Source organism: Phormidesmis sp. 146-12 (genome assembly GCF_052939495.1).
Map to the genome: position 1 here is coordinate 61,943 of NZ_JBJPHS010000007.1, position 22,682 is coordinate 84,624.

Below are 22,682 nucleotides of genomic sequence, written 5' to 3' on the forward strand. Positions count from 1 at the left end.
CTAAATTCCCGCTGGGACTTTGAAACTAGAGATCTTGTCTGAAAGTCTCTCAGAATTGGCAGTTTGGGGGGCAGAAGTGCTGAACACCGCAACGAAAAGACTTTATCTGACATTTCTGACATTCATCAGGTCTAGCAAAACGACTTCGAGTTGTTCGGTGGCTGTGATTTGGCTGAATTTTGAAAGGGCGCGTTGTTGTCCCGCTTGGGCGATCGCTCCCCACCTTTCTCGATCGTTAACCAGCGACGATAGCACTTCTGCCAACTCAAACGGATTCTCTGACTCAAATAGCAAGCCGTCCTTTCCCGGTTCTGCAACGACCTCTTGAGCGCCCCCGGTGCCACTTGTGACCAGCGTTAACCCGGCTGCCATTGCCTCAATCTGACTGATACCAAAGGGTTCTGGGAACCGGGACGGAAACACCAAGACATTGTGGCTTTGATACAGTTCGATCAGGTCTTGTCGAGACAGCGCGCCCACAAATTGCACCGTTTGCATTCCTTCTGACTGAACAAACCGTTTCAGGGCTTCGACAAAATCAGGCTGGAGAGAACCACCTGCGATCGTTGCCCTAAATTCAACGCCCATCTCCTGAAGCATCGATAAAGCCTCGATCAGTACATCTGCGCCCTTATAAGGAGCCACCAGACTCGCGTAGGCAATATGAAGACGATCGCGCTGGGGCAATTTTGCTTGATAAAAGGCCTCAACCTCTGCACCAGGATAAATCGTCTTCGTTGTCTCAGTTGGATATCCCGCCGCTTGCAGATTTTTTCTGACCCAATCGCTACAGGTAATCAGCCGAAACGTTGATTGGTAGGGGGTTTGGTCAGCCTCATAGTTGGGTTTGTCATTCATTAAGTAATGAGCAACAGGTACGTTTGCGGCTAACAACTGCCCTAAAATCTCAGTATCGTATTGCAAAAAATCGAGATTGCCCGCCAGACAAACATCAGGACGAAAGAACTGTAGATGTTGAGCAAGAACGTCTTGATTTTGACTCACGATCGCATCCAGCAATTCTTCTGATCGCCACTTTGGCCCTTGAGAAGTCCATTGACCTAGCAGTGAGAAACAACGCTCGGTCGCGGGTTCTGGATACTGACTGGGATGAGAAGCCGAAAATTCTGGGGTGTCGCTCGTCAGCACTAAAACCCTGTGTCCTCGATGTTGAAACAATCTGGCAAAGTCAGCGATCGATCGTTCATAGCCCCCCAAAATCTGCGGCGGATAGAGATTTGTGACTACCAAAATTCTCATAAGAGAACGCCCTGTCTAAAGAAAGTCTAAAGTCCAGTGTCTATCCAATGTCTATCCAATGTCTGATCTCGGTTTAACTCCAGACTCAAGGTACCTTGCCCACATCTGTTCGTAGGCGTTTTCCATCTCACGGGTAAATTGTTTTGCGTTCCACAGGGGCGCAGTGTGTTTGGAGTGTTTCAGCTTCCAGCTAACTTGTTGGCGGAGAGCCGCATCTTGCCCCAAACGAACGCCCCACTCTATATATTCTGCATCCGTCCAGGCGATGCCTTCTGTGATGCCTGCATTTTTGAGCATGGTGTAGCTGTTGCGAGCAGCAAACTGGTTGCCCACTCGTGTGACTAGCGGAATTTCCATCCAGAGAGTTTCGAGCGTTGTCGTTGCGCCATTATAGGGAAAGGTGTCGAGAACAATGTCAGCGATCGCCAAATTGGCCCGATGAATGGCTTCTGACGCGACGTTGGGGAGAAACCGAAAGCGATCGAACGCCACACCTTCCTCGTCAGCAAGTTCTTGAAAGAAGGTCTGGACGGCTTTTTGATCGGCTAATCCTTTGACCAAAAAGTAGCTGTTGGGCACCTGCCGGAGAATTTTTATTTGCAGTTTTGCCGTCTCTCGGTGACGCTTGTAGCCCCGTTGGGCACTCAAAAAAACCACTGCATCGGCAGGAATGTCTAACTCATCGCGCCTCACCGTCGGAATGCCAATCTCAAACCCTTCGACCGCAACGTAGGTCTGAGGCAGCCGCCAAATCTTCTCGACGTAATCCTCATCAGCCGCTTGGGGCAACACATAAGGGTCAGCGATGTAGTAGTCGATCGTAGACATTCCTGACGCATCCCACCCCAGCCAAGTCACTTGCACAGGGGCAGGTTTGAGGGCAATCACTTCGCAGGTAATGTCTAAAGTAATGCTGTCTAAGTCGATAAGAATGTCGATGTCGTCTTGAGAAATCTGGTCAGCAATGTCAAGGCTACTGGTCTCCATCAGACGCGCATAGTCAGCGACTTCAACGTACTGCGCCTGGAGGGAGTCGTTCATCTGCTTGTAGTTGACGAAGTAGAGATATAGCTCAAAGCGATCGCGATCGTGATATTTCATCAACCATCGGGCTAACCAACCAACCGAGTGGCTATAAAAGCAGTGACAAATATAGCCAATTTTGAGTTTTGGCTTCGTCGCGGCTTGAGATTTGAGTGAGTGGCGCTGCTGATAGCGATCGACCCGTTCTTCATAGCGTGACTGCATTTGGGTTCTGCAAATCTCTACGACCTGATTTTGTAGCCAGCGATTGCGCTGTGGCTCGTCGCGAAAGTAGGAGAAAAAGTAGTTGACAACCAGCAATCGGAGGGTCAACACAGAACTGATGGTTGCGGGCGGATTTGCGATCAGTTCTTCGAGCAGAGATTCATGCGTTTTGAGGGCTGAAATTGCTTCTTGCCAGTAACCTCCGGCATTCATCAAGCCTCGGATCAGAGAATGGCTGCTGTAAACCCGATCGGGCACTGTGTCAGACAGTTCAATACACTGCTTTGCCGCTTCGATGCCTTTGTCGTATTGTCGAGCGTTTTGATAGATGGGAGCTAATTCTGTCAAAACAGGTAAGTCATGCGTCCCAAGCTGAAGGCTCATTTCTAGCAAAGGAATTGCAAGATCGTCTCGGCAGTAGGTAAAAGAAAGTTTTGTGGCCGTCGGAACGAGCAGATAGGTCAACTCTCGACGATCGTCAATATGTGGAATACAAGCTTCTACAAATTTGAGAATGGCTGGATCGGGCAAAATCGTTTCGAGAAGCTGTTCTAACACGTAGAGCAAAAACGCTGAATCGACAACCCCTTCACCCGCCAGCAAGTCCATCACGCCCAGATTGGCAAAGTCGTCAGAGCTAAAACTTCCCAGGTTGATCGCCAGCAGAACACTCTGGAGCAAATTTTCTAAATCCGAAGGATGGAGTTCTCGAATGTATTGCCGAATCGCCCAGGCAATCGGCCACTCTTCTAGCGCTGCCTGTCGTTCTGCTTCTGATTTGAGGACTTGAATCAGGTCGATCGTCCATCGCTCAATTTCGTCAGCTTCTCCGTCGGCCATCGCCAGCATCCAGGTTGTCTGAGCTTCGGCTTCCTGACCTTGCAGCAACAGTGCCAACCCCATGCCCCAATAGAGCGATCGTTCTTCTGGGTAAGCCGCAGTTGCGTGATCATAAAGGGAAATGGCGCGATCGTAGTCTTTTTGAATGAGCGCTGCTTTTGCTTGTTGTTGCCAATCCCGCAATTGATTATCCATGTCTGTCACCCATCGCTACAAACCTCTATGACTGAATCTACCCAAACTCAAGACACCGCGTGATACCAAATTGATCTTTGAGTCCTACAGATCTTGGAGAGCAACCTAAATCCGCCACTTCTAGGGAACTTCAAGCCAAAGCAGTCTCGGATTCTCAAAGTCCCCCAGACTGGGGGATTTAGGGGGCGAAGGATCTGTAGCATTCACAAATTGATTGGGTATGACTTCTCTGAAATCCAACCTTCCAAAAAAATAGAGCAGGTATCAGGTCTACCCACTCTACGGTCAAATATTAAGCTCTGAAAGATGAAACTAGACCAAACTACTTTGCAAGAGGAATGGTGTCAGGTTCTGTACACTTCAAGTTAGTAGCGGTCAGGGTTGGTGTGGTTGCGTTGGTGGTTTGGGGGTTTTTGCTTTCGCACAAGACAGCCAGCGTCGTTGCTTCGCTCGTGTTGGGGTCAGCTTGAGCAATGGCCGCCATGCCAACGTAGGACTTCAGGGCTGCTTTCAAAGACGTACCGTAGATGACAACGTTCTCATTGGTTGCTTTGAGGTTGTTGACGGTGAATCTGTCGCCATCGTCGGCATAGCGATAGTTTGTGGTGTCACCTTTGACGGGTTTGGCCAGGCTGGTGATGCTGGTGGCGAAGGTGCTGCTTTCTAGAAAGTAAGCTTGTTGAGCGCGGTTGAGGGTGCCCACATATTGTCTGGCTTCAGACTGCTTGGCTTTGTTGGCCTGGTTCAAGAAGGAAGGCAAAGCGATGGCAGACAAAATCCCGATAATGATGATCACAACGAGCAATTCAATCAGGGTAAAACCCTTGTCTTCTTTCTTCGCGATCAGGTGTTGCAGAAACTTTGCCTTGAGTTCAGATTTCATTGAAAGAGGTCTCCTTAAAGATGCGGATTGGTTGAACTTCTAACGCCTGAATTTAACTTGCCCAACGCGATCGACTTTCATATCACTTCCCTAGAAAATCTTTGAGGGTCGAGATTGGTCGGGGGAGGCGAGGCTCCTTCCCTCTAAAATTGAACCGATCGCAGTCCTTTAATCCCTAAACCTGGGAGCATGACCCAAACGCCCTTTGACCAACTCGCAAAACAAGATCTGGAGGAATTTTTAGCGTCGATCGGTCTCATCGAGCGACAGTATGAGATTCCGGGGGAAGCAAAATTTGTCGATGTCGTGCGATTCGTTGCTAGGTAAATCCATAGCCTCGCCAATCGTTTTCTTTAACGTGAATTCGATGAAATCCCTCGCTGTGGCGATCACTCCAGGCAGCCCCCTAAATCCCCCAAGTTTGGGGGACTTTGAGCAAGAAATCCTGTCCGAAAGTCCCCCAGATTTGGGGGGTTGGGGGGCAGAAGCGTTAAATACCGAAGCGAAAAACCTCTATCGAATTCACGTTTCTTTAACGGTTGAACTTCCGGCTGAATGAGGGTGAAAGTCCCTCCGCCAAAATCTGGGGCTGACTCCCAATCCGTCCACACTGAGTAATGCCCCATTCTGAACATTCGTTGTTTCAAGTAGGCGCTGATGTCATTTGCCAATCTGCTGTATGGCAACGTCGATCGCGCGTTCTTTTTGTACATCAACCCCTTGAGAATATTCCAGCGTGAAGGGCACTTCGACATCGGGTATAACGCCTTTGCCTTCTAAGCGATCGCCGTCTACCAAGACATCTGCTACCGCTAGATAAAGTAAACTGCCGTCTTTCATAATAAAGGCTCGACCTGCAACGACGGCCCCGGCGGTTTTGCTACCGACAATTGTGCCAACTCGATATTTGCGAAATCCCTGCGCCAAGATTTCTTTACCGCTTCGAGACCCTTGATTGACTAACATCACGATCGGCTTATTCCATTGACCTTCGATTTGACGGCGATCGCCATCTCGCTCGATCAGTGTTAGAGAAGGAACCGACGACGTAAACAAACCCAGATAGCTCGGACTCGCCCCACCCCAACCATCGCGCAGATCCCAGACAAATCCATCTATGTTTCTCAAGCGATCGCTCAACGCTTCTTCAAGCTGATCTTGATACTGTTGGTCGGCGTATGACCAGACGTGAATGTATCCAATTTGTTTACCGTTGCGCTGAATGATCTCAACACTGTTCTTCATTGCGTCTAAAAACATTCGATTGGGATCAAATTTTTGAGGCGTGACAGCGATCGTTTGAGCGTTTCCAGAGGTGCGCTGAATTTGAACTTTTACCGATTTTCCAGCTTTGTCTACAAAAGACTGAATCGCCTGAAAGGGCTGATCATCGACGCTGAGAATACGATCGCCGACTTTCAAGCCTGCTTTTTCGGCGGGAGAACCATTCAAAATCGCGTTGATAAAAGTCTGATTGTTAATGTCTTTGGTGAAAATGCCAATGCCCGTATAGTCGAGTTTGCCGTTGGGTAGAAAGGGCTTGAGCTTGGATTGGATGGACGATCGAAAGATGCCTGCCAGTTGATAATAAGCGGGTTCAGTTTGTGTGTAAAAGCGGGTGTGAGAAGTTTTTAGCTCTGCCAGCATTTGATTGATTACGTCAGAAAAGGCGGCGGACGATGCTTTTGTGGCTTGCGATCGATACTTTTGCCGCATCGCCGACCAATCGACTCCATTAAATTTAGGATCATAAAAATTATCTCGAACCGTCTGCCAAACCTGGTCAAAGACTGCGGGCTGAGAATTAGTCGGAATCGCAGGCGCAATGACGCAAACTAACAGCACAATCAAACCGCTGATCAGGGTCATCATCGATCGACGGAACACATTTCCTTGCATGGATCGACCTCTAAAAATCGCTTTTTCACTCTACCGTGTGCTTTCAAAATCGTGGAGAGGATATACGCTATAAGAGTCTCAACGCTTCAAAAAATTGCTTATGCAGTCCCTTAGTCGTGTTCTCAAAAGTTTGAAGACCTATCGTCTGGTCGCATTTGGAGCCTTGCTGAGTTTGCTGTTGTTGACGGCGGCCAATGCCATCACTCCGCAACTGTTTCGCTGGGGAATTGACGAGGGAATTTATAAGCAAGATTTACGCATTGTTTTGGAGAGTGCAGGTTGGATGGTGGGGGCCGCGATCGCCCGTGGGTTGTTCAATTTTGGGCAGAGTTTTTGGGCAGAAGCGGCGTCTCAAGGGATTGCTTTTGACCTTCGTAATAAGATCTTTAGCAAAATCGAAAATCTTAGTTTTAGCTATCACGATCAGGCGCAAACTTCCCAGCTACTTACCCGTGTCACCAGCGATATCGAGCAGATTCGTACCTTTGTGGGCACTAGCTTGATTCAGGTGATTGGTGCAGTCGTGACTTTGGTGACGATCGCAGTGATTCTATTACTGATGAATTGGCGATTAGCGTTGATTACTTTGTCCGTTGTACCGCTTGCTGGCTGGATATTAGGGCGATTTCTCACCCGCAATGATCACTTGTTTCGTCAGGTTCAAGAACAGCTTGCCGATTTGAATTCAGTGCTGCAAGAAAATCTATTGGGCGTACGAGTCGTCAAAGCGTTTGTTCGAGAATCAGCCGAGCGATCGCGCTACACCCTAATGAACGATCAGCTTGTGACCGTCAACATGAAAACGATTCGGGCCATTCGCAATACGTTTCCGTTGATCTTTTTGTTGAGTAATCTGATCACGTTAGCGGTCGTAGGTTATGGCGGGGCTGCTGTCATTGATCAACAATTTTCGATTGGCGAACTGGTTGCTTTTAATTCTTATTTACTGTTGGTGCTTCAGCCCATTTTGTTGATTGGATTTGCGGCTCCTGCGATCGCTCAAGCGGCCGCTTCCGCCGATCGTGTGTATGAAGTGGTTGATGCCGAAATTGAAATTCGCGATCGTCCCAATGCCGTTCCGTTTGAGCAATGTGGGGGACGAATTACCTTTGAGAACGTGTCGTTTCGCTATCCGGGATCAACGATCGAAGCGATCAAAAATATTTCCTTTGAAACCAAACCCAACGAACTAATCGCCATTTTGGGCATGACGGGTTCTGGTAAAAGTACGATCATGAATTTGATTCCGCGATTTTATGATGTGACGGCGGGCGCAGTGCGAATTGATGGGCGAGACGTGCGAGATTTTACGCTACAAAGCCTACGATCGCGCATCGGCACCGTTTTTCAAGCCACAACTCTCTTCTCTGGGACGCTGCGAGAAAATATTGCTTACGCCGTCCCGGATGCCTCACTCGATCAGATTATCGAAGCCGCCAAAACAGCCCAGATTCACGACTTCATTACCAGTCTGCCTGATGGGTATGACACGATCGTCGGGGAGCGCGGGGTCGGATTGTCAGGGGGACAGAAACAACGGATTGCGATCGCTCGAACGCTACTCACCGATTATCGAATTTTGATTCTAGACGACAGTACTTCAGCCGTGGATGCTCAAACAGCGGCCCAAATTCAATCTGCATTAGATGACCTGATGCGACGAAAAACTTGTACCGCTTTTGTGATTGCTCAGAGAATCAGCACGGTACGTAACGCCGATCGCATTTTACTCATGGATAAAGGACACTTGGTTGCACAAGGAACCCATGAATCGCTAATGCAAACGAGTTCGCTATACGGTGCCATTTTGGAATCTCAAGTAAAACGTTCGGTCACAACTTCTGCAATACAATAAAGAACCAACTGGAAGGTAAAAGATGGTACAAACTTCTCCTAAATCGCTAACGCTGGCAGACTTTCTAGCGCTACCAGAAACTAAGCCTGCCAGTGAGTATATTGATGGTCAAATTATCCAGAAACCGATGCCCAAAGGAAAGCACAGCGTTATTCAAGGTGAATTAGTTCCTGCAATCAATACAGTTCTTAAACCTCAGAAAATTGCGAGAGCTTTTCCAGAATTGCGATGTACGTTTGGAGGTCGATCGACGGTGCCCGATGTATCTGTGTTTGTTTGGGATAGAATTCCTCGTGACCAAAATGGTGAAGTTGCGGACACTTTTCTAATCGCTCCAGACTGGACAATTGAGATTTTGTCACCTGAGCAAAGTCAAACAAAAGTCACCAAAAATATTTTGCATTGTTTAAAGCACGGCACTCAGATGGGTTGGCTAATCGATCCAGAAGAGCGATCGCTAATCGTTTACTTACCCCAACAGTTACCCGAAGTCTTTGACGAGCCAGAGTCACCATTACCCGTTCCCGCATTCGCCAACCCATTACAGCTAACGTTGGGAAATTTATTTGCCTGGTTGTTGGAGTGATCACAGGCTCAAGTGATCAGAGATTCAATAGAACGGAATACTTCTCCTCGAATTCTTCTAACTTTAACCCGCTATGAGATTTCCCGCAGTTGCATCTGACCAGACAAATCGACAAACCTCAACGCTAGAACGCTTTTTACAGTACCTACAACCCTATCAAAAAGAGATTCCGATCGCCCTCGGATTTGTGATGATTGGCGCAGCGACCCAGGCGATCGGGCCCTTTCTCATCGGCTGGTCAATTGACAATCTGATTGTTCCAGGAAACTTACCTGGTTTGTTGCTGATGTTGGCTGCGTTGGCGATCGTATATATTCTCGGTGTCACTGCGATTCGTCAACAGATTTTGCGTATTATGTCGATTGTACAGCGCTTGTTGGCTCAACTGCGACAGGATATCTTTCTCAAAATTCAAAGCTTGCCGTTAAGTTTCTTTGATCGCAGCGAAGCGGGAGATTTGATGAGCCGTCTGCTGAATGATGTCAATACTGTAAATCAAGCATTCGGACAAACGATCGCTCAGATGTTGGGGAATTTATTTAGCTTGATTGGAATTGTGATCGCAATGCTGATCATCAATCTACAACTGGGGCTTGTCAGCAACTTAGTGGTTCCGTTGATGATTTTTACTACAGGGCTGTTTTCACGCTGGGCGAGAGCGAGGTTTCGGGTAACCAGACAAACGATCGGAGAGCTTTCGACTCGCCTTGAAGAAGACTTGGGCAGCGTTCGAGAAGCGCAGGCTTTTAATCGAGTTTCGCTCAACATTGAGGAATTTAGCAGTCTGAATGCGGCCAATCGAGATGCAAATATTCAGGCGGTGGCAATTACGGCGGCATTTTTACCGTCGATCGATTTTCTCAATACGCTGGCGACGGCAGGCGTGCTGGCTTATGGGGGCTATCTTGCGGTGACAGGTTCGGCAACCGTGGGCGTAGTGACGGCGTTTTTGCTGTATGTGCAGCAGTTTTTTCGACCGATTCAAATTCTCAGTCAGTTTTACACGCAAGCACAGTCCGCATTTGCAGGATTAGAGCGCATCTTTTCACTTTTGGATGAACCCTCACAGCTTAAGGATGCGCCAAATGCGATCGAGATGCCGCCCATGCGAGGAGAAGTCACCTTTGAGAATGTCGAGTTTGGCTACACCAAAAATCAGCGCGTTTTGAATGGCGTAACCCTTCAGGTACAACCCGGTCAGATGATTGCGTTAGTCGGACAAACCGGAGCGGGAAAGAGTACGATCGTCAATCTGATTCTACGTTTTTATGATGTGACAGGCGGGACAGTTAGCATTGACGATTATGATGTTCGGAGTGTGAGTCAGGCGAGTTTGCGCCGTCAAATTGGCATTGTTTTACAAGATACCGTTTTGTTTAGTGGTAGCGTTGCTGAAAACATTGCGTTCGGTCGTCCTCAAGCAACCCAGGCTGAAATCGAAGCGGCGGCTCAGGTGGCAAACGTGCATGAATTTATTACAACACTACCTCAAGGCTATGCAACTCTCTTGGGCGAACGTGGCGCAACCCTCAGTCAAGGACAGCGACAACTGATTAGCATTGCCCGCGCCGTTTTGATTGACCCAAAAATTCTGATTTTAGACGAAGCCACTAGCAGTATCGACACGCGCACAGAAGCGCTCGTACAGTCTGCGATCGCTCGTCTCCTAAAAAATCGCACCAGTTTTGTAATCGCCCATCGTCTCAGTACAGTGGCTCAAGCCGATCAAGTTTTAGTCGTTCAACAGGGTCAAATTGTAGAACGAGGCACCCACAGCGAACTGATGGCCCAAAAAGGCATCTACGCTAATTTGTATGCCCTTCAACTCGGTGCAGCGCTGGTTGAATAAACTCAGTCGATTGAGTGAATCTGACTTTGCATCCAGTTCTCTCCCTTTTTAAGCTACTGTGTACAGACAAGTTGATTAGATTCGTCCTTACCGAATTGCTTCGCCCCCTAAATCCACTATTCTGAGGGGCTTTGAGCAAAAATAAGCTTTTTAGTTTCAGAAGTTTTTCATTCTTCAAAATTCAGGTCTGTAGCCGCTAAACTGAAACTATCCCCCTCTTTTAATCACCGATGTTTGGAACTTTTCAGCAAAGCAACCTGAGAATCGAAGTCAACGCCTCTGAGGAAACGCTTCGCAAAAATTTGGCTTCTCCTGCTCAATTTCCCAAGTGGCTCTGGTTTGAGCGATTTTCGGCTGGGTTGCCTGATGAAGTGCGTCCGGGGCAGACGTTCAAAAGTTGGGTGGGGCCGATCGCCATTCATCATCAGGTTGAAATTGTGGAACCTAATCGAATTCGGTTTTTGTTGAGTCAGGGAATTGATGGGTTTCACGAATGGGCCTGGGGCGAGGGTTGGATTCAGTCGCGCATTGAAGGCATTTCGGCACTCCCGATCAATCTCGGACAGACGGCAAGTTTGCTGTGTCTCAAGCAGTTTTTGCAAGGTTCTTCGATGAGTTAAGGTCGATTTGGATGGGATTTTTTTGCTCAACCGCTAATCCGATCTGCCCCCCAAATCCCCCACAAGTGAGGGACTTTGAACCGGGAGCATCCCAATTGTGCAAAATCTCGGATTGCCCTCCTCACGAAGTGGGGCGAGAGCTTTGCCAGCCCGTCTCCCCAGTGAGAAGGGAGTCAGATCTCTTGTTCCCTCTCTTGGGGGAGCTACGGTGTATAGACTTGTGTATACTCACTTCGTTCTAGTCGGCTTCAGCCCCCTAAATCCCCCATTCTGGGGGACTTTAAGCAAAAAAGACTTCCAGAATTTAGAACCCTGATCAGCGTTCAAAGTCCCCCAAATTTGGGGGATTTAGGGGGCGAAGGATTACGGCAAGTACAGATCAATCGACTTGTGTATACACGGTAGCCTTGGGGTTAGGGTGAGGGCAAAAAGACTGTGCTACACAATTGGGATCCTCCCCTTTGAACCGAACACTTATCCGAAAGTCCTCCAGAATTGGGGGTTGGGGGGCAGAAGACGCAAACAGCAAGGGGCTGCGTTCTCATCAAAAACTCACGATTCAGCCAATCTTCGTCGCTGTCGGGTGAGAATACTCATCACTTCGCCAAACGAGGGCGCAGGCAGCAAAGGACTCCAATCATTCGCATTCGCAAATCGTCGAACGTGCAAATTTTGAATGGTTTCGGTCACGCCGTCTGAAGAACCGATGATCAACACGCGCAACGCTTCATACTCATCAGATTGAGGGATCGCAACATCAGGTAAGAGATCCTGAAGCGGAATGCGAAGCGAAGTAATCGTGAAACGGGGAATGGAATCGGGAAGGAAACGACGTTGAATCGCTTCTAGAAATGCGTAGGCGAAATCGCACAGCCAAAAGCCAGCGTTCAAAAGACGTGCCATGATGAATACTCCAAGTTTAGGTTTCCGAAGAAACCCAAAAAACTAGCCGCCCCAAAGAGCAGAACAAGTCGGAGCGGCCAAAGGAGTGATAGAATTCTCCATTAGCCCTCTGGACTGGTGCAGTCAGTCTCGTGGGTTAGCTGCCCTTCGTTGCTTGCTACAACTTGGGGCGGCGACAGACCAGGTTTTTTGGGCAATCAGACAGCCTTCCGGTGAAGAAAAGGTGTCCTTGATTTGAGAGAATATCTGGAAATTTGATTCTCGTCAAGTGGATAGTTCAATATTTTTCTAAAGGGTCAGAATCCTCGATAAAACGACGATCGAACATCAAATCCAATGACCGGAGAACACCATTTAGCCAAGCTTCTGAAATCAATGCAGCCAGTTCTTCATCCAGAAGAGTGTGTATTTTGCTGCGTCTCTGAGAAGTTGATGGAATGCCTTAATGTATCGGCGATCGCTCAGTTTCGAGAATCTGAAGGAATCACTTTAATTATTACTAAACAGGAAGCTGAAAACGCAAATCTGGAATATCAGTACGTTTCAAAGATGATTACGTTATCGATCCACTCCAGTCTGAACGCGATTGGATTTCTGGCAGCAATTACCACAAAGTTTGCAGAACATGGAATCAGCGTGAATGTCGTTTCTGCTTACTATCATGATCACTTATTTGTAGCGGTTGAGAATAGCGATCGTGCCCTAAAATTACTGCTAGAGATGAGTCATTCCGCAGCCAATGAATAGTAAATGATCGCCAAAAATCGAATCGGTAACTCAATCAATCGCTCCGGCCCGTGGGGAATGTCGCCTTGAAAGGTCAGTGAATCTCCCGGCTCCAAAATGTAAGTCGATTGCCCATGACGATACTCGATTTTGCCCTCCAACATGTGAATAAATTCTGTCCCCGGATGCTCAAAGGTGGGAAACACTTCTGACGCATCATCCATCGTGATCAAAAACGGCTCAAATAATTTAGTTGGCCCCTGATCGTAAGCCAGCAAATGATACGTATGTCCGCGTTTTGTGCCCCGTCTGACCACCTCCATTCCTGCACCTTGCTTGACCAGTTGTGCGCCCCCTTCTGGAATGTTGTAATTGCGAAATAGGGTAGAAAGCGACACGCCCAACGCTCCAGACAACTTTGCTAACGTCTCTAGACTGGTCGCGGTTTGAGCATTCTCAATTTTAGACAACATGCCACGAGAAATTCCCGTCTGATCAGAAACCTCAGCGATCGTTAACCCATGTTTTAACCGTAACTCTCGGATCGTATTGCCCAAATACCGCTCTAACGCATGTTCAGCAAAAGACTCCACAATTTTTGTCGTTGCTTCCGTCATGCTTTCACCTCGCGATCGCTCATAATTTGAATCATAGCAAGAAACTTTGTTGACAGATATGAAACAATCAGGCACTATAAACCAATAACTGATGTCCTCCATTCATAATCCTCTAGTGTCCACGGCCAGACGGTATACTCTGAGTCTTTCTTGTCCCGATCGCGTCGGTGTAGTGGCGGCCGTGAGTACGTTTATTGCCAGTCATCAGGGCTGGATTACGGAGGCGCAAAACCATGCCGATCAGATGGCCCAGCGTTTCTTTTTGAGACACGAAATCTTGGCGGATTCGTTGCCGTTTGGGATCGATGAATTTCGGCGGCAGTTTGCAGCGATCGCCCATCCCTTTCACATGGATTGGAAGATCACCGATTCTGCTCAAAAAAAGCGGGTGGTCATTCTGGTCTCCAAATTAGAACATTGTCTGTATGATCTGCTGTCTCGCTGGCAAAGTCAGGAACTAGACATCGAGATTCCCTGTGTGATCTCCAATCACGAAAAATTTCGCAAATTTGTCGAGTGGCATAGCATTCCTTTTTACCATGTACCCGTCACGCCTGAGACAAAACAAACTGCCTACGACAAAATTCAATATCTGTTTGCTCAAGCTCAGGGCGATGTGATGGTGTTAGCCCGCTATATGCAGATTCTCACGCCGGAAATGTGCGATCGCTATCCCGGACAGATTATCAACATTCACCACTCATTTTTACCGTCGTTTGTTGGCGCAAAACCTTATCATCAAGCCTACGATCGCGGTGTTAAACTGATCGGCGCAACCTGTCACTACGTCACTTCAGAATTAGATGCCGGCCCGATTATCGATCAAGATGTAAATCGCATTGACCACACCGATTCGATTGAAGATTTAGTCCGATACGGAAAGGATATTGAAAAAACAGTACTCGCTAGAGGATTACGATATCACGTCGAAGATCGCGTTCTGCGACACGGCAATAAAACAGTAGTATTTCGCTAGGAGAAATCGATGCCCCTACGGTTGTTGAAATTTGGATTACTCAAGCAGCATCCAGAGCCGCGAATGTTTCGGCAGCCCGATCGCTTAAAGTCTAATTATGACTTAGTGATCATTGGCGCGGGAGGTCACGGATTAGCCGCAGCATACTATTTATCACGCGATTATGGCATCAAAAATATCGCTGTTATAGAAAGAGGCTACATCGGTGGCGGCAACACAGGACGGAATACGACGATTATTCGATCAAACTACCTGACTCCCGAAGGCGTTAAATTCTACGATGAATCAGTTCGGCTCTGGCAAGACTTGTCAGAAGACTTTGATTTGAACCTGTTCTACTCGACTCGTGGACACTTCACATTAGCCCACACGGACGCTTCAGTACGCACGATGCGTTGGCGAGCAGAAGTCAACAAACATTATGGAATTGATAGCGAATTAGTCGATGCGGAGGCCGTCCAAAAAGCCTGCCCTGAGATGGACATTTCCTGCGGCGGCAAGGCTCCCATTTTAGGCGCACTTTATCACGCTCCTGGCAGTATTGCTCGACACGATGCTGTCGCCTGGGGATATGGACGCGGAGCCGACCAGCGCGGGGTCGAAATTCATCAACAAACTGAAGTTCTCAACATCACCGTTGACTCCGGGAAGGTGACAGGCGTTCAGACTTCACGCGGTCACATTTCTACGCCCAAAGTGCTGTGTGCAGTCGCGGGATTTACGCCTCGATTGTTGGAGATGGTCGGGCTACGATCGCCCCTCTACATTCACCCCCTCCAGGCGATGGTCAGCGAACCGATGAAGGCGTGGCTTGACCCAATCATCGTCTCAGGCAGTTTGCACGTTTATGTCAGCCAGACGGCGCGAGGAGAACTGGTGATGGGCGCTTCGCTTGATCCTTATGAATTGCACTCGACGCGATCGACCCTCGACTTTACCGAAGGATTGGCAGCTCACATGTTAAAGCTATTTCCATTTTTGTCTCACGTCAAGGTGGTGCGCCAGTGGGCAGGCATGGCCGACATGACTCCAGACTTTGCCCCCATTATGGGAAAAACCGCCGTTGAGGGCTTTTATCTCGATTCGGGTTGGGGCACCTGGGGCTTCAAAGCAACGCCTGTCTGTGGCAAAACGATGGCGTATACGGTGGCCCACGATCGCCCTCACCATCTGATTCAAGACTTCTCACTGGCGCGCTTTGAAAAGTACGAATTGGTGGGTGAAAAAGGGGCGGCTTCGGTGGGGCATTAATCATGAAAATAATGACTTGTCCGGTAAATGGGGCGCGGGTGATTTCAGAATTTGTCTGTGGTGGAGAAGTGCGATCGATGCCCAACCCACAAACCTGTGATGACAAGACCTGGGCGGATTATGTGTTCCTGCGAAATGGGGCACCAGGCATTAAAAAAGAATGGTGGTGTCATACGCCCAGCAATACCTGGTTTATCGCTGAACGAAATACCCAAACGGATGAGATTTTAAGCACTTATTTGTTGGGTGAGGAAGCGCAATGAGAAGACTACCGCCAATCATAGGTGAATGGATCGATCGCACTCAACCAATCGAATTTTTCTTTGAAGGTCAACGCTTTACAGGCTACAAAGGAGATACGATCGCGAGTGCATTGTGGGCTGCGGGTCAACAGATTTTAGGACGCAGTTTTAAATATCATCGGCCTCGCGGAATTTTGAGTTTGGCGAATCATGACATCAATACGCTGATGCAGGCAGGTGAGAAGCTGAATATTCGTGCAGATGTGACACTGATAGAGCCAGGAATGTCACTCACCTCCATTAATACTTTTGGCGATGTGACGAACGATCGCGCCAGCGTTCTCAATTATTTCTCCCGATTTTTACCCGTTGGTTTTTATTACAAAGCATTCCACGATCGCCGACTTTTTCCCGTTTGGGAACGTCTAATTCGCAACCTCACCGGACTGGGAAAAGCCGATCCATCCACTCCTCATATTTCCACACCCAAATGCTACGATTTTTGTGATGTGTTGGTGATCGGTTCTGGTCTATCGGGACTCTCAGCCGCCCTGTCAGCAGCCAATTCTGGGGCAGATGTGGTAATTGTGGAGGAGAGCGATCGACCCGGCGGATCAAGCACTTATCAAATCGGAACTGAACCGCATCGAGTAGAGAAAGTTAATGAATTATTAAACGCTGTAGAGAATCATTCTAAAATCTGTCTCTACACGGGAACGCAAGCAGCCGCCTACTACGCAGATTACTGGATTCCGCTCATTGATAAAGAACGCATGACAAAAATGCGGGCCAAAGCGGTGATTATCGCCAGTGGTGCCTACGAACAACCTGCGGTATTTCACAATAATGATTTGCCAGGTGTTATGTTAGCGTCAGCCGCACAACGTCTCATTTATCGCTACGCTGTCAAACCGATGAATCGAGCGATCGTACTTATCGCCAATGTTGAAGGATATCAAGCGGCGATCGATTTGATCACACAGAATGTAATAGTTGCCGCAATCATCGATCTCCGTCAAAAATCCCCAGAAGATTCGCTAAAACAAACGCTACAAGCCAAAGGAATCCCCATCTTTTCGGGCTACTGCATCTATGCTGCAAAACCGAATCCAGGCGGTGATGGGCTAAGTGCTGCGGTGATTTGTCCAGTTGGTGCAGACAGCAGCCCAGAGGTAAATTCTCGCCAAACGATCGCGTGTGATGGCATCGTCATGAGTGTCGGTTGGGCACCTGCGGCCAATTTGCTCTATCAGGCTGGCACCAAAATGCGGTTTGACGATTGCCTTCAGCAGTTCGTTCCCGATCATATGCCGGACGGGATTTTCGCCTGTGGGCGCGTCAATGGTGTGTTTGAGTTTGAGAAAAAATGGCTGGATGGCGATCGAGCAGGATTAGCCGCCGCAAGCTTTCTAGGACTCCCAACTAAAGGCGGTGCATCGGGAGAAATCTATCGATCGCAGGTATCACCGTCACACCCTTGGGCGATCGTGCCTCATCCTGCTGGCAAAAATTTCGTAGATTTCGATGAAGATTTGCAGCTAAAAGATTTCTACAACGCTGCTCAAGAAGGATTTGATAACATCGAGTTACTCAAGCGGTACACAACAGTTGGAATGGGGCCCAGTCAGGGTAAGCATTCTAATATGAACGCTTTGAGAATACTGGCGAGAATCTCTGGTAAATCACCGGGAGAAGTAGGAACGACTACAGCCCGACCATTTTTTCATCCCGTCCCGTTATCGCATTTGGCAGGCAAAGGATTTACACCAGAGCGACAAACGCCCCTTCACAGCCGACATATCGCACTGAATGCGAAAATGATGCAGGCGGGAATGTGGAAGCGTCCTGAATACTATGCCCAGTCAGGGAAGAGCGCCAAGGACTGCATTCGTCAAGAAGTTGAAGCCGTGCGGAAAAGGGTGGGCATAATCGATGTCGGAACACTTGGAAAACTTGAAATTCGCGGGCCAGGTGCGGCTGAGTTTTTAGAGCGAGTGTACACCGGACGTTACTCCAATCTGAAAGTAGAAATGTCTCGCTATGCGCTGATGTTAGACGAATCAGGTGTAGTCATTGACGACGGAGTAATCGCCCGATTGGGAGCCGATCGCTTCTACTTCACAACCACGACCTCTGGAGCCACCCAAATTTATCGAGAATTGTCCCGTTTGAACACGATGTGGCGCATGGATTGCGGAATTGTGAATTTGACGGGGGCACGATCGGCGATCAATCTAGCGGGCCGTTATTCTCGTGACGTTCTCTCAAAATTAACCAACCTCGATCTCTCTAGCACTGCATTTCCTTATCTGGCGGTTCGTCAAGGTGACATTGCTGGCATTCCATCCACATTGATGAGAGTAGGATTTGTGGGTGAATGGGGCTATGAAATTCACGTTGCGGCTGAGTTTGCGCCAGCATTGTGGGATGCGTTGATAGAGTCCGGGCAAACCTATGCCATTCGTCCATTTGGAGTCGAGGCGCAGCGGTTGTTGCGTCTGGAAAAGGGGCACCTGATTGTCGGCCAAGATACGGACGGGTTAACCACGCCCTTTGAAGCAAATTTAGGCTGGGCTGTCAAAATGGATAAGCCTTTCTTTATCGGTCAGCGTAGTCTAGAAATCGTGGGCAAACGATCGCTCAAACAGCAGTTAGTCGGCTTCATGCTAGACGCAGATTTTTCGGGCACTGCACCCCAGGAATGTCACTTAATTATCGACCACAACGAGATTGCAGGACGCATCACCAGCATTGCCTTTAGTCCGACGCTCAACCGATTTATTGGACTCGCCTACATTCAGCCCCACCTTGCCGAGATCGGAACTCGATTTTCGATTCGGGTAGATGGGTTGTCAATCGCGGCCACCGTCACCCCAACGCCCTTCTACGACCCCGGTAACGATCGCCAAAAAACAGAAGTTCCTCAACGTCAGGAGGTCGCAGTATGAAGCGTACCAGCCCACTTTATGACTGTTTGCAATCGCTCAACGGTTCATGGCAAGAAATCAATGGGGTGCTCTCTCTGGTTGATGTCCAGACCGATTTAACGTCTCATCTGAGTGTGGTTGATCGATCGTTCCTAACTCGATTTGGGGTGAAAGGTTCGGGTGCAGCGTCCTGGTTAGAAGGTCAAGGAATTGCGGTGCCTGATCGCCCCAATACCTGGAATTCTCTTCCTCAAGCTGGAATCATTGCTCGATTGGGATTGACTGAATTTTTAATTGAAGACAGCATTCACAGTCGCGTTGCCGATCAGTTGTCAACAGCGTGTGATGATCTGCCTTCTAAAGTGTATCCCGTGCTACGTCAGGATGCAGCGATCGCTATTCAAGGAAGTAACATTCATGAGTTATTACAGCAAACCTGTAGCGTTAACTTTCGTGCTTTACCATTAGCCGAAAATCCTGTTATTTTAACCTCAATGGTGGGGATGTCGGTGACAATCATTCCGGGTGAGTCGTATCGAATCTGGTGTGACGGTACGTTTGGAGCGTATTTGTGGCGAACCTTGGAAGCGATCGTGGAGGAGATGAGGGATTGAAAAGGGATGAGGGGTGAGATGGGGTTGGTTAATTTTTAGAGGAGAACATTTGAATGACACCCGCAGACGCAAAGCAATTTTTGGAAAAACATCAGGTTAAATTTGTGCTGGCGCAATTTGTGGATATGCACGGGACTGCTAAAACTAAGGCCGTTCCTGCCTCCCATTTTGACGATATTCTTGACCCTGGCGCGGGGTTTGCGGGGTTTGCGGTGTGGGGTTTGGGAATGCAGCCCAACAGTCCCGATTACCTGGCGGTGGGCGATCCGTCAACGCTGAGTCTGGTGCCCTGGATGCCTGGATTTGCGCGAATGGTTTGCGTCGGACATGTTCACGGACAGCCTTATCCCTACGATGCGCGATACATCTTACAACAGCAGATCGATCGCCTCACCCAAAAAGGCTGGACATTCAACACCGGACTTGAACCTGAATTTGTATTGTTGAAGAAAGACGATCGCGGCAACATTCAACCCTGTGATCCCACGGACACTCTGGAAAAACCTTGCTACGACTACAAAGGACTGTCTCGCAGTGTCGCCTATATCGAAAAATTAGTGTCGAGTCTGCAAACGGCTGGCTTTGATGTCTATCAAATTGATCACGAAGATGCCAACGGACAGTTTGAAATCAATTACACTTACACCGATTGTTTAACCTCTGCCGATCGCTATATCTTCTTCAAAATGGCAGCGTCAGAAATTGCTAAAGAAATGGGGCTGATTTGCACCTTTATGCCCAAACCGTTTGCAAATCGGACGGGAACTGGGATGCATATTCATATGTCGATGTCGTCTAATGAATCGAGTAATTTGTTTGCGGATGAGAGCGATTTCCGTCAGTTAGGATTGTCAAAACTGGCGTATCACTTTTTGGGCGGATTGTTAGCTCATGCTCCCGCATTGACTGCGATCTGTGCGCCTTCGATTAATTCTTACAAACGGCTGGTCGTTGGTCGGGCATTGAGTGGCGCAACCTGGGCACCTGCTTATATTAGCTACGGCGATAATAATCGAACTAGCATGGTGAGAATTCCCGGTGGTCGGCTAGAGCTGCGTTTGGCGGATGGGTCATGTAATCCTTATCTGGCAACGGCTGTCGCGATCGCTGCTGGCTTAGATGGCATCGAAAAAGAACTCGATCCGGGTGAACCTCACAACGTTAATTTGTATGACTTTTCGGACGCTGAACTGAAAGAAAAAGGAATCGGAGTTTTACCGCAAAATCTCAAAGAAGCGATCGACGCACTCGAATCAGATCACGTTATCAAGAATGCACTTGGCGTATTAGCGGATGAATTCATTTCACTCAAGCGAATGGAATGGGTTGAATATATGCGTCATGTCTCTGAATGGGAAGTACACCGTTATTTAGAATTCTTTTAAACCTATGTGTGGAATTGTTGGACTACTGATCAAAAAACCAGACCTTCGAGAATCACTAGGCGAATTAATGGTGCCGATGTTGATTGGAATGAGCGATCGCGGCCCTGATTCTGCCGGACTTGCCGTATTTACAGAAACGCTGGCGGACACTCATCGAAAGTACAGCTTATACAGTGGAGAACACGTCATCGACTGGTCAGAATTAGTGCAAGCGTTTCAGACTTTCTCCAATAGTGACGCTGAGATTGAAATTCAAAATAATCATGCCGTTCTCACATCTGACAGCACTTCGGAAACGGTGAAACAATGGCTCAAAGAATGCTATCCACACATTCATCTCTTATCAACGGGACGCAAAATCGATCTCTATAAAGACGCTGGGAAACCCCTGGAAGTTAGCGATCGCTACCACTTCAAAACGCTAAAAGGTACGCATCTGGTAGCACACACGCGCATGGCGACCGAATCCGCTGTTACCCCCGCTCACGCTCACCCCTTCACGGCTGGAGAAGATTTCTGCCTCGTCCACAACGGCTCTCTGTCTAACCATCACGAGATTCGCCGCAAACTAGAACCGCAAGGCATTGAGTTTGAAACCGACAACGATACCGAAGCGGCCTGTCGTTATTTAGAGTGGCGAATGCGCGAAGGCGACGACCTTGAACTGGCCATGCAAAAAGGCTTTGAGGAACTAGACGGCTTCTACACCTTTCTCATGGGCACTGCGGACAAACTGGCCCTCGTGCGGGATGCGTTTGCCTGTAAACCTGCGATCGTCGCCGAAACCGATGATTATGTGGCGATCGCGTCTGAGTTTCGATCGTTGGCTCATCTACCTGACGTAAAACATGCTCACATTTATGAACCCGCCCCAGAGGAGATGCACGTATGGAAGGTGTAGTATTTGACCTGACCAAAACGCCATTACGAGAGATCAACCACTTTTTGCATCACGAGTCCGCTTCCAAAGTCACCATTCTCAACCCCGATGGCGCTCACAATATTGCGGTCGGATTAAATGCACCCATTGAAGTCGAAATCGTCGGACACGCAGGCTACTACGCCGCAGGCATGAATCAACTGGCAAACGTAACCATTTTTGGCAACGCAGGAACCGGGGTCGCCGAAAATATGATGTCAGGGCGAGTGCAGGTCAAAGGCTTTGCGTCAGTCTCAGCGGGAGCTTCAGCCCAGGGCGGTCTGTTGATTATCGAAGGAGATGCCAGTTTGCGCTGTGGGATTTCGCTCAAGGGCGGCGATATTGTGGTGGGTGGCAATGTGGGCAGTTTCTCAGCGTTTATGGCGCAGGCAGGAAGAATGGTAATTTGTGGCAACGCTGGAGATGCACTGGGTGATTCACTTTATGAAGCAATTATTTACGTGAGGGGTGACATCAAATCACTCGGCGCAGACGCACAAATAGAACCGATGTCAGAAACAGATTATGCAACAGTTGAGGAATTACTTGCGAAAGCAAATTTTACATGCGGCTCCAAAGAATTCAAACGAGTTGCCTCTGCCAAAAAACTCTATCACTGGAATGCAGACGCAAATCAAGAATACTAAGGGATGTAAATCCTTTGCTCCAGTTTTTCGACTTCGTTACTGAAATCTTCTGCCCCCCAAGCTGCCCATTCTGGGGGACTTTAAGCCAAGATTTTTAGTTCATAATCTCTCATAGATGGAGGATTTAGCTGGCTCTTCCAGATGCATAACCAAAGTGAATAATTTCATTGAATTTACATTGCTTAGAAATCTTGAACTATAGCGATTTATTCAAAGTTTCTCAGAATTGGCAGCTTGGGG

At 48.3% G+C, this 22,682-nt stretch carries 21 protein-coding genes; 15 read left to right on the forward strand and 6 right to left on the reverse strand.

Going from position 1 to position 22,682, the window contains the following annotated elements:
* Positions 1–102 precede the first annotated feature (102 nt).
* From ACKFKF_RS05140 to ACKFKF_RS05150, 3 genes are all read right to left on the reverse strand, one after another.
* Positions 103–1,260, reverse strand: a complete 1,158-nt coding sequence (locus ACKFKF_RS05140; RefSeq protein ID WP_446866704.1) for a glycosyltransferase family 4 protein — start codon at positions 1,258–1,260, stop codon at positions 103–105.
* Between the two features lie 51 nt (positions 1,261–1,311).
* Positions 1,312–3,543, reverse strand: a complete 2,232-nt coding sequence (locus ACKFKF_RS05145; RefSeq protein WP_446866705.1) for an O-linked N-acetylglucosamine transferase, SPINDLY family protein — start codon at positions 3,541–3,543, stop codon at positions 1,312–1,314.
* A 322-nt stretch (positions 3,544–3,865) separates the two neighbouring features.
* Complete coding sequence (locus tag ACKFKF_RS05150; protein ID WP_446858996.1) at positions 3,866–4,426, reverse strand: type IV pilin-like G/H family protein; 561 nt, start codon at positions 4,424–4,426, stop codon at positions 3,866–3,868.
* Between the two features lie 189 nt (positions 4,427–4,615).
* On the opposite strand from ACKFKF_RS05150, the gene ACKFKF_RS05155 reads away from it, so the two are divergent.
* Complete coding sequence (locus ACKFKF_RS05155; RefSeq protein ID WP_446866706.1) at positions 4,616–4,753, forward strand: hypothetical protein; 138 nt, start codon at positions 4,616–4,618, stop codon at positions 4,751–4,753.
* Between the two features lie 40 nt (positions 4,754–4,793).
* Positions 4,794–4,985 (forward strand): hypothetical protein, encoded by a 192-nt coding sequence (locus ACKFKF_RS05160; RefSeq protein ID WP_446866707.1) that lies wholly within the window; start codon positions 4,794–4,796, stop codon positions 4,983–4,985.
* A 101-nt stretch (positions 4,986–5,086) separates the two neighbouring features.
* On the opposite strand, the gene ACKFKF_RS05165 is transcribed toward ACKFKF_RS05160, so the two are convergent.
* The gene (locus ACKFKF_RS05165; RefSeq protein WP_446866708.1) at positions 5,087–6,325 is read right to left on the reverse strand and encodes a S41 family peptidase; all 1,239 of its coding nucleotides are present in this window, start codon (positions 6,323–6,325) and stop codon (positions 5,087–5,089) included.
* 100 nt (positions 6,326–6,425) lie between these two features.
* Between ACKFKF_RS05165 and ACKFKF_RS05170 the strand changes: the two genes are divergently transcribed.
* The 4 genes from ACKFKF_RS05170 (at position 6,426) to ACKFKF_RS05185 (ending at position 11,235) form a co-directional block, all read left to right on the forward strand.
* A complete protein-coding gene (locus tag ACKFKF_RS05170) occupies positions 6,426–8,180 on the forward strand; it encodes an ABC transporter ATP-binding protein (RefSeq protein WP_446866709.1) in 1,755 nt (584 codons plus the stop codon).
* 22 nt (positions 8,181–8,202) lie between these two features.
* A complete protein-coding gene (locus tag ACKFKF_RS05175; protein ID WP_446866710.1) occupies positions 8,203–8,766 on the forward strand; it encodes a Uma2 family endonuclease in 564 nt (187 codons plus the stop codon).
* A 73-nt stretch (positions 8,767–8,839) separates the two neighbouring features.
* A complete protein-coding gene (locus ACKFKF_RS05180) occupies positions 8,840–10,615 on the forward strand; it encodes an ABC transporter ATP-binding protein (protein ID WP_446866711.1) in 1,776 nt (591 codons plus the stop codon).
* 230 nt (positions 10,616–10,845) lie between these two features.
* Complete coding sequence (locus ACKFKF_RS05185; protein WP_446858989.1) at positions 10,846–11,235, forward strand: hypothetical protein; 390 nt, start codon at positions 10,846–10,848, stop codon at positions 11,233–11,235.
* A gap of 552 nt (positions 11,236–11,787) precedes the next feature.
* Here ACKFKF_RS05185 and ACKFKF_RS05190 read toward each other — a convergent pair.
* On the reverse strand, positions 11,788–12,138 hold the full coding sequence (locus ACKFKF_RS05190) for a hypothetical protein (RefSeq protein WP_446866712.1): 351 nt from the start codon (positions 12,136–12,138) through the stop codon (positions 11,788–11,790).
* Positions 12,139–12,474: 336 nt separating this feature from the next.
* Here ACKFKF_RS05190 and ACKFKF_RS05195 point away from each other — a divergent pair, with 336 nt between their 5' ends.
* Positions 12,475–12,885 (forward strand): ACT domain-containing protein, encoded by a 411-nt coding sequence (locus ACKFKF_RS05195; protein ID WP_446866713.1) that lies wholly within the window; start codon positions 12,475–12,477, stop codon positions 12,883–12,885.
* On the opposite strand, the gene ACKFKF_RS05200 is transcribed toward ACKFKF_RS05195, so the two are convergent.
* Positions 12,864–13,481, reverse strand: coding sequence for a helix-turn-helix domain-containing protein (locus ACKFKF_RS05200; RefSeq protein ID WP_446866714.1), 618 nt, complete (start codon positions 13,479–13,481; stop codon positions 12,864–12,866). The two genes, ACKFKF_RS05195 and ACKFKF_RS05200, sit on opposite strands and share 22 nt — an antisense overlap.
* A gap of 91 nt (positions 13,482–13,572) precedes the next feature.
* Between ACKFKF_RS05200 and purU the strand changes: the two genes are divergently transcribed.
* The 8 genes from purU to ACKFKF_RS05240 are packed head-to-tail and all read left to right on the forward strand — an operon-like array spanning position 13,573 to position 22,442.
* Complete coding sequence (purU, locus tag ACKFKF_RS05205; RefSeq protein WP_446866715.1) at positions 13,573–14,457, forward strand: formyltetrahydrofolate deformylase; 885 nt, start codon at positions 13,573–13,575, stop codon at positions 14,455–14,457.
* Positions 14,458–14,466: 9 nt separating this feature from the next.
* The gene (locus ACKFKF_RS05210; RefSeq protein ID WP_446866716.1) at positions 14,467–15,708 is read left to right on the forward strand and encodes an FAD-dependent oxidoreductase; all 1,242 of its coding nucleotides are present in this window, start codon (positions 14,467–14,469) and stop codon (positions 15,706–15,708) included.
* A 2-nt stretch (positions 15,709–15,710) separates the two neighbouring features.
* Positions 15,711–15,971 carry a sarcosine oxidase subunit delta gene (locus ACKFKF_RS05215; RefSeq protein WP_446866717.1) on the forward strand — a complete coding sequence of 87 codons (261 nt, stop codon included), beginning with the start codon at positions 15,711–15,713 and terminating at the stop codon, positions 15,969–15,971.
* On the forward strand, positions 15,968–18,898 hold the full coding sequence (locus ACKFKF_RS05220) for an FAD-dependent oxidoreductase (protein ID WP_446866718.1): 2,931 nt from the start codon (positions 15,968–15,970) through the stop codon (positions 18,896–18,898). The genes ACKFKF_RS05215 and ACKFKF_RS05220 overlap by 4 nt, the downstream gene beginning before the upstream one ends.
* Entirely contained in the window at positions 18,895–19,491 is a 597-nt protein-coding gene (locus tag ACKFKF_RS05225) for a hypothetical protein (protein WP_446866719.1), read from the forward strand. Before ACKFKF_RS05220 ends, ACKFKF_RS05225 begins: the two co-directional genes overlap by 4 nt.
* Before the next feature lie 53 nt (positions 19,492–19,544).
* The gene (gene glnT, locus ACKFKF_RS05230) at positions 19,545–20,876 is read left to right on the forward strand and encodes a type III glutamate--ammonia ligase (RefSeq protein ID WP_446866720.1); all 1,332 of its coding nucleotides are present in this window, start codon (positions 19,545–19,547) and stop codon (positions 20,874–20,876) included.
* Positions 20,877–20,880: 4 nt separating this feature from the next.
* Complete coding sequence (locus ACKFKF_RS05235) at positions 20,881–21,777, forward strand: class II glutamine amidotransferase (RefSeq protein WP_446858978.1); 897 nt, start codon at positions 20,881–20,883, stop codon at positions 21,775–21,777.
* Positions 21,765–22,442, forward strand: coding sequence for a GltB/FmdC/FwdC-like GXGXG domain-containing protein (locus tag ACKFKF_RS05240; protein WP_446858977.1), 678 nt, complete (start codon positions 21,765–21,767; stop codon positions 22,440–22,442). The genes ACKFKF_RS05235 and ACKFKF_RS05240 overlap by 13 nt, the downstream gene beginning before the upstream one ends.
* The last annotated feature ends 240 nt before the right edge of the window (positions 22,443–22,682 follow it).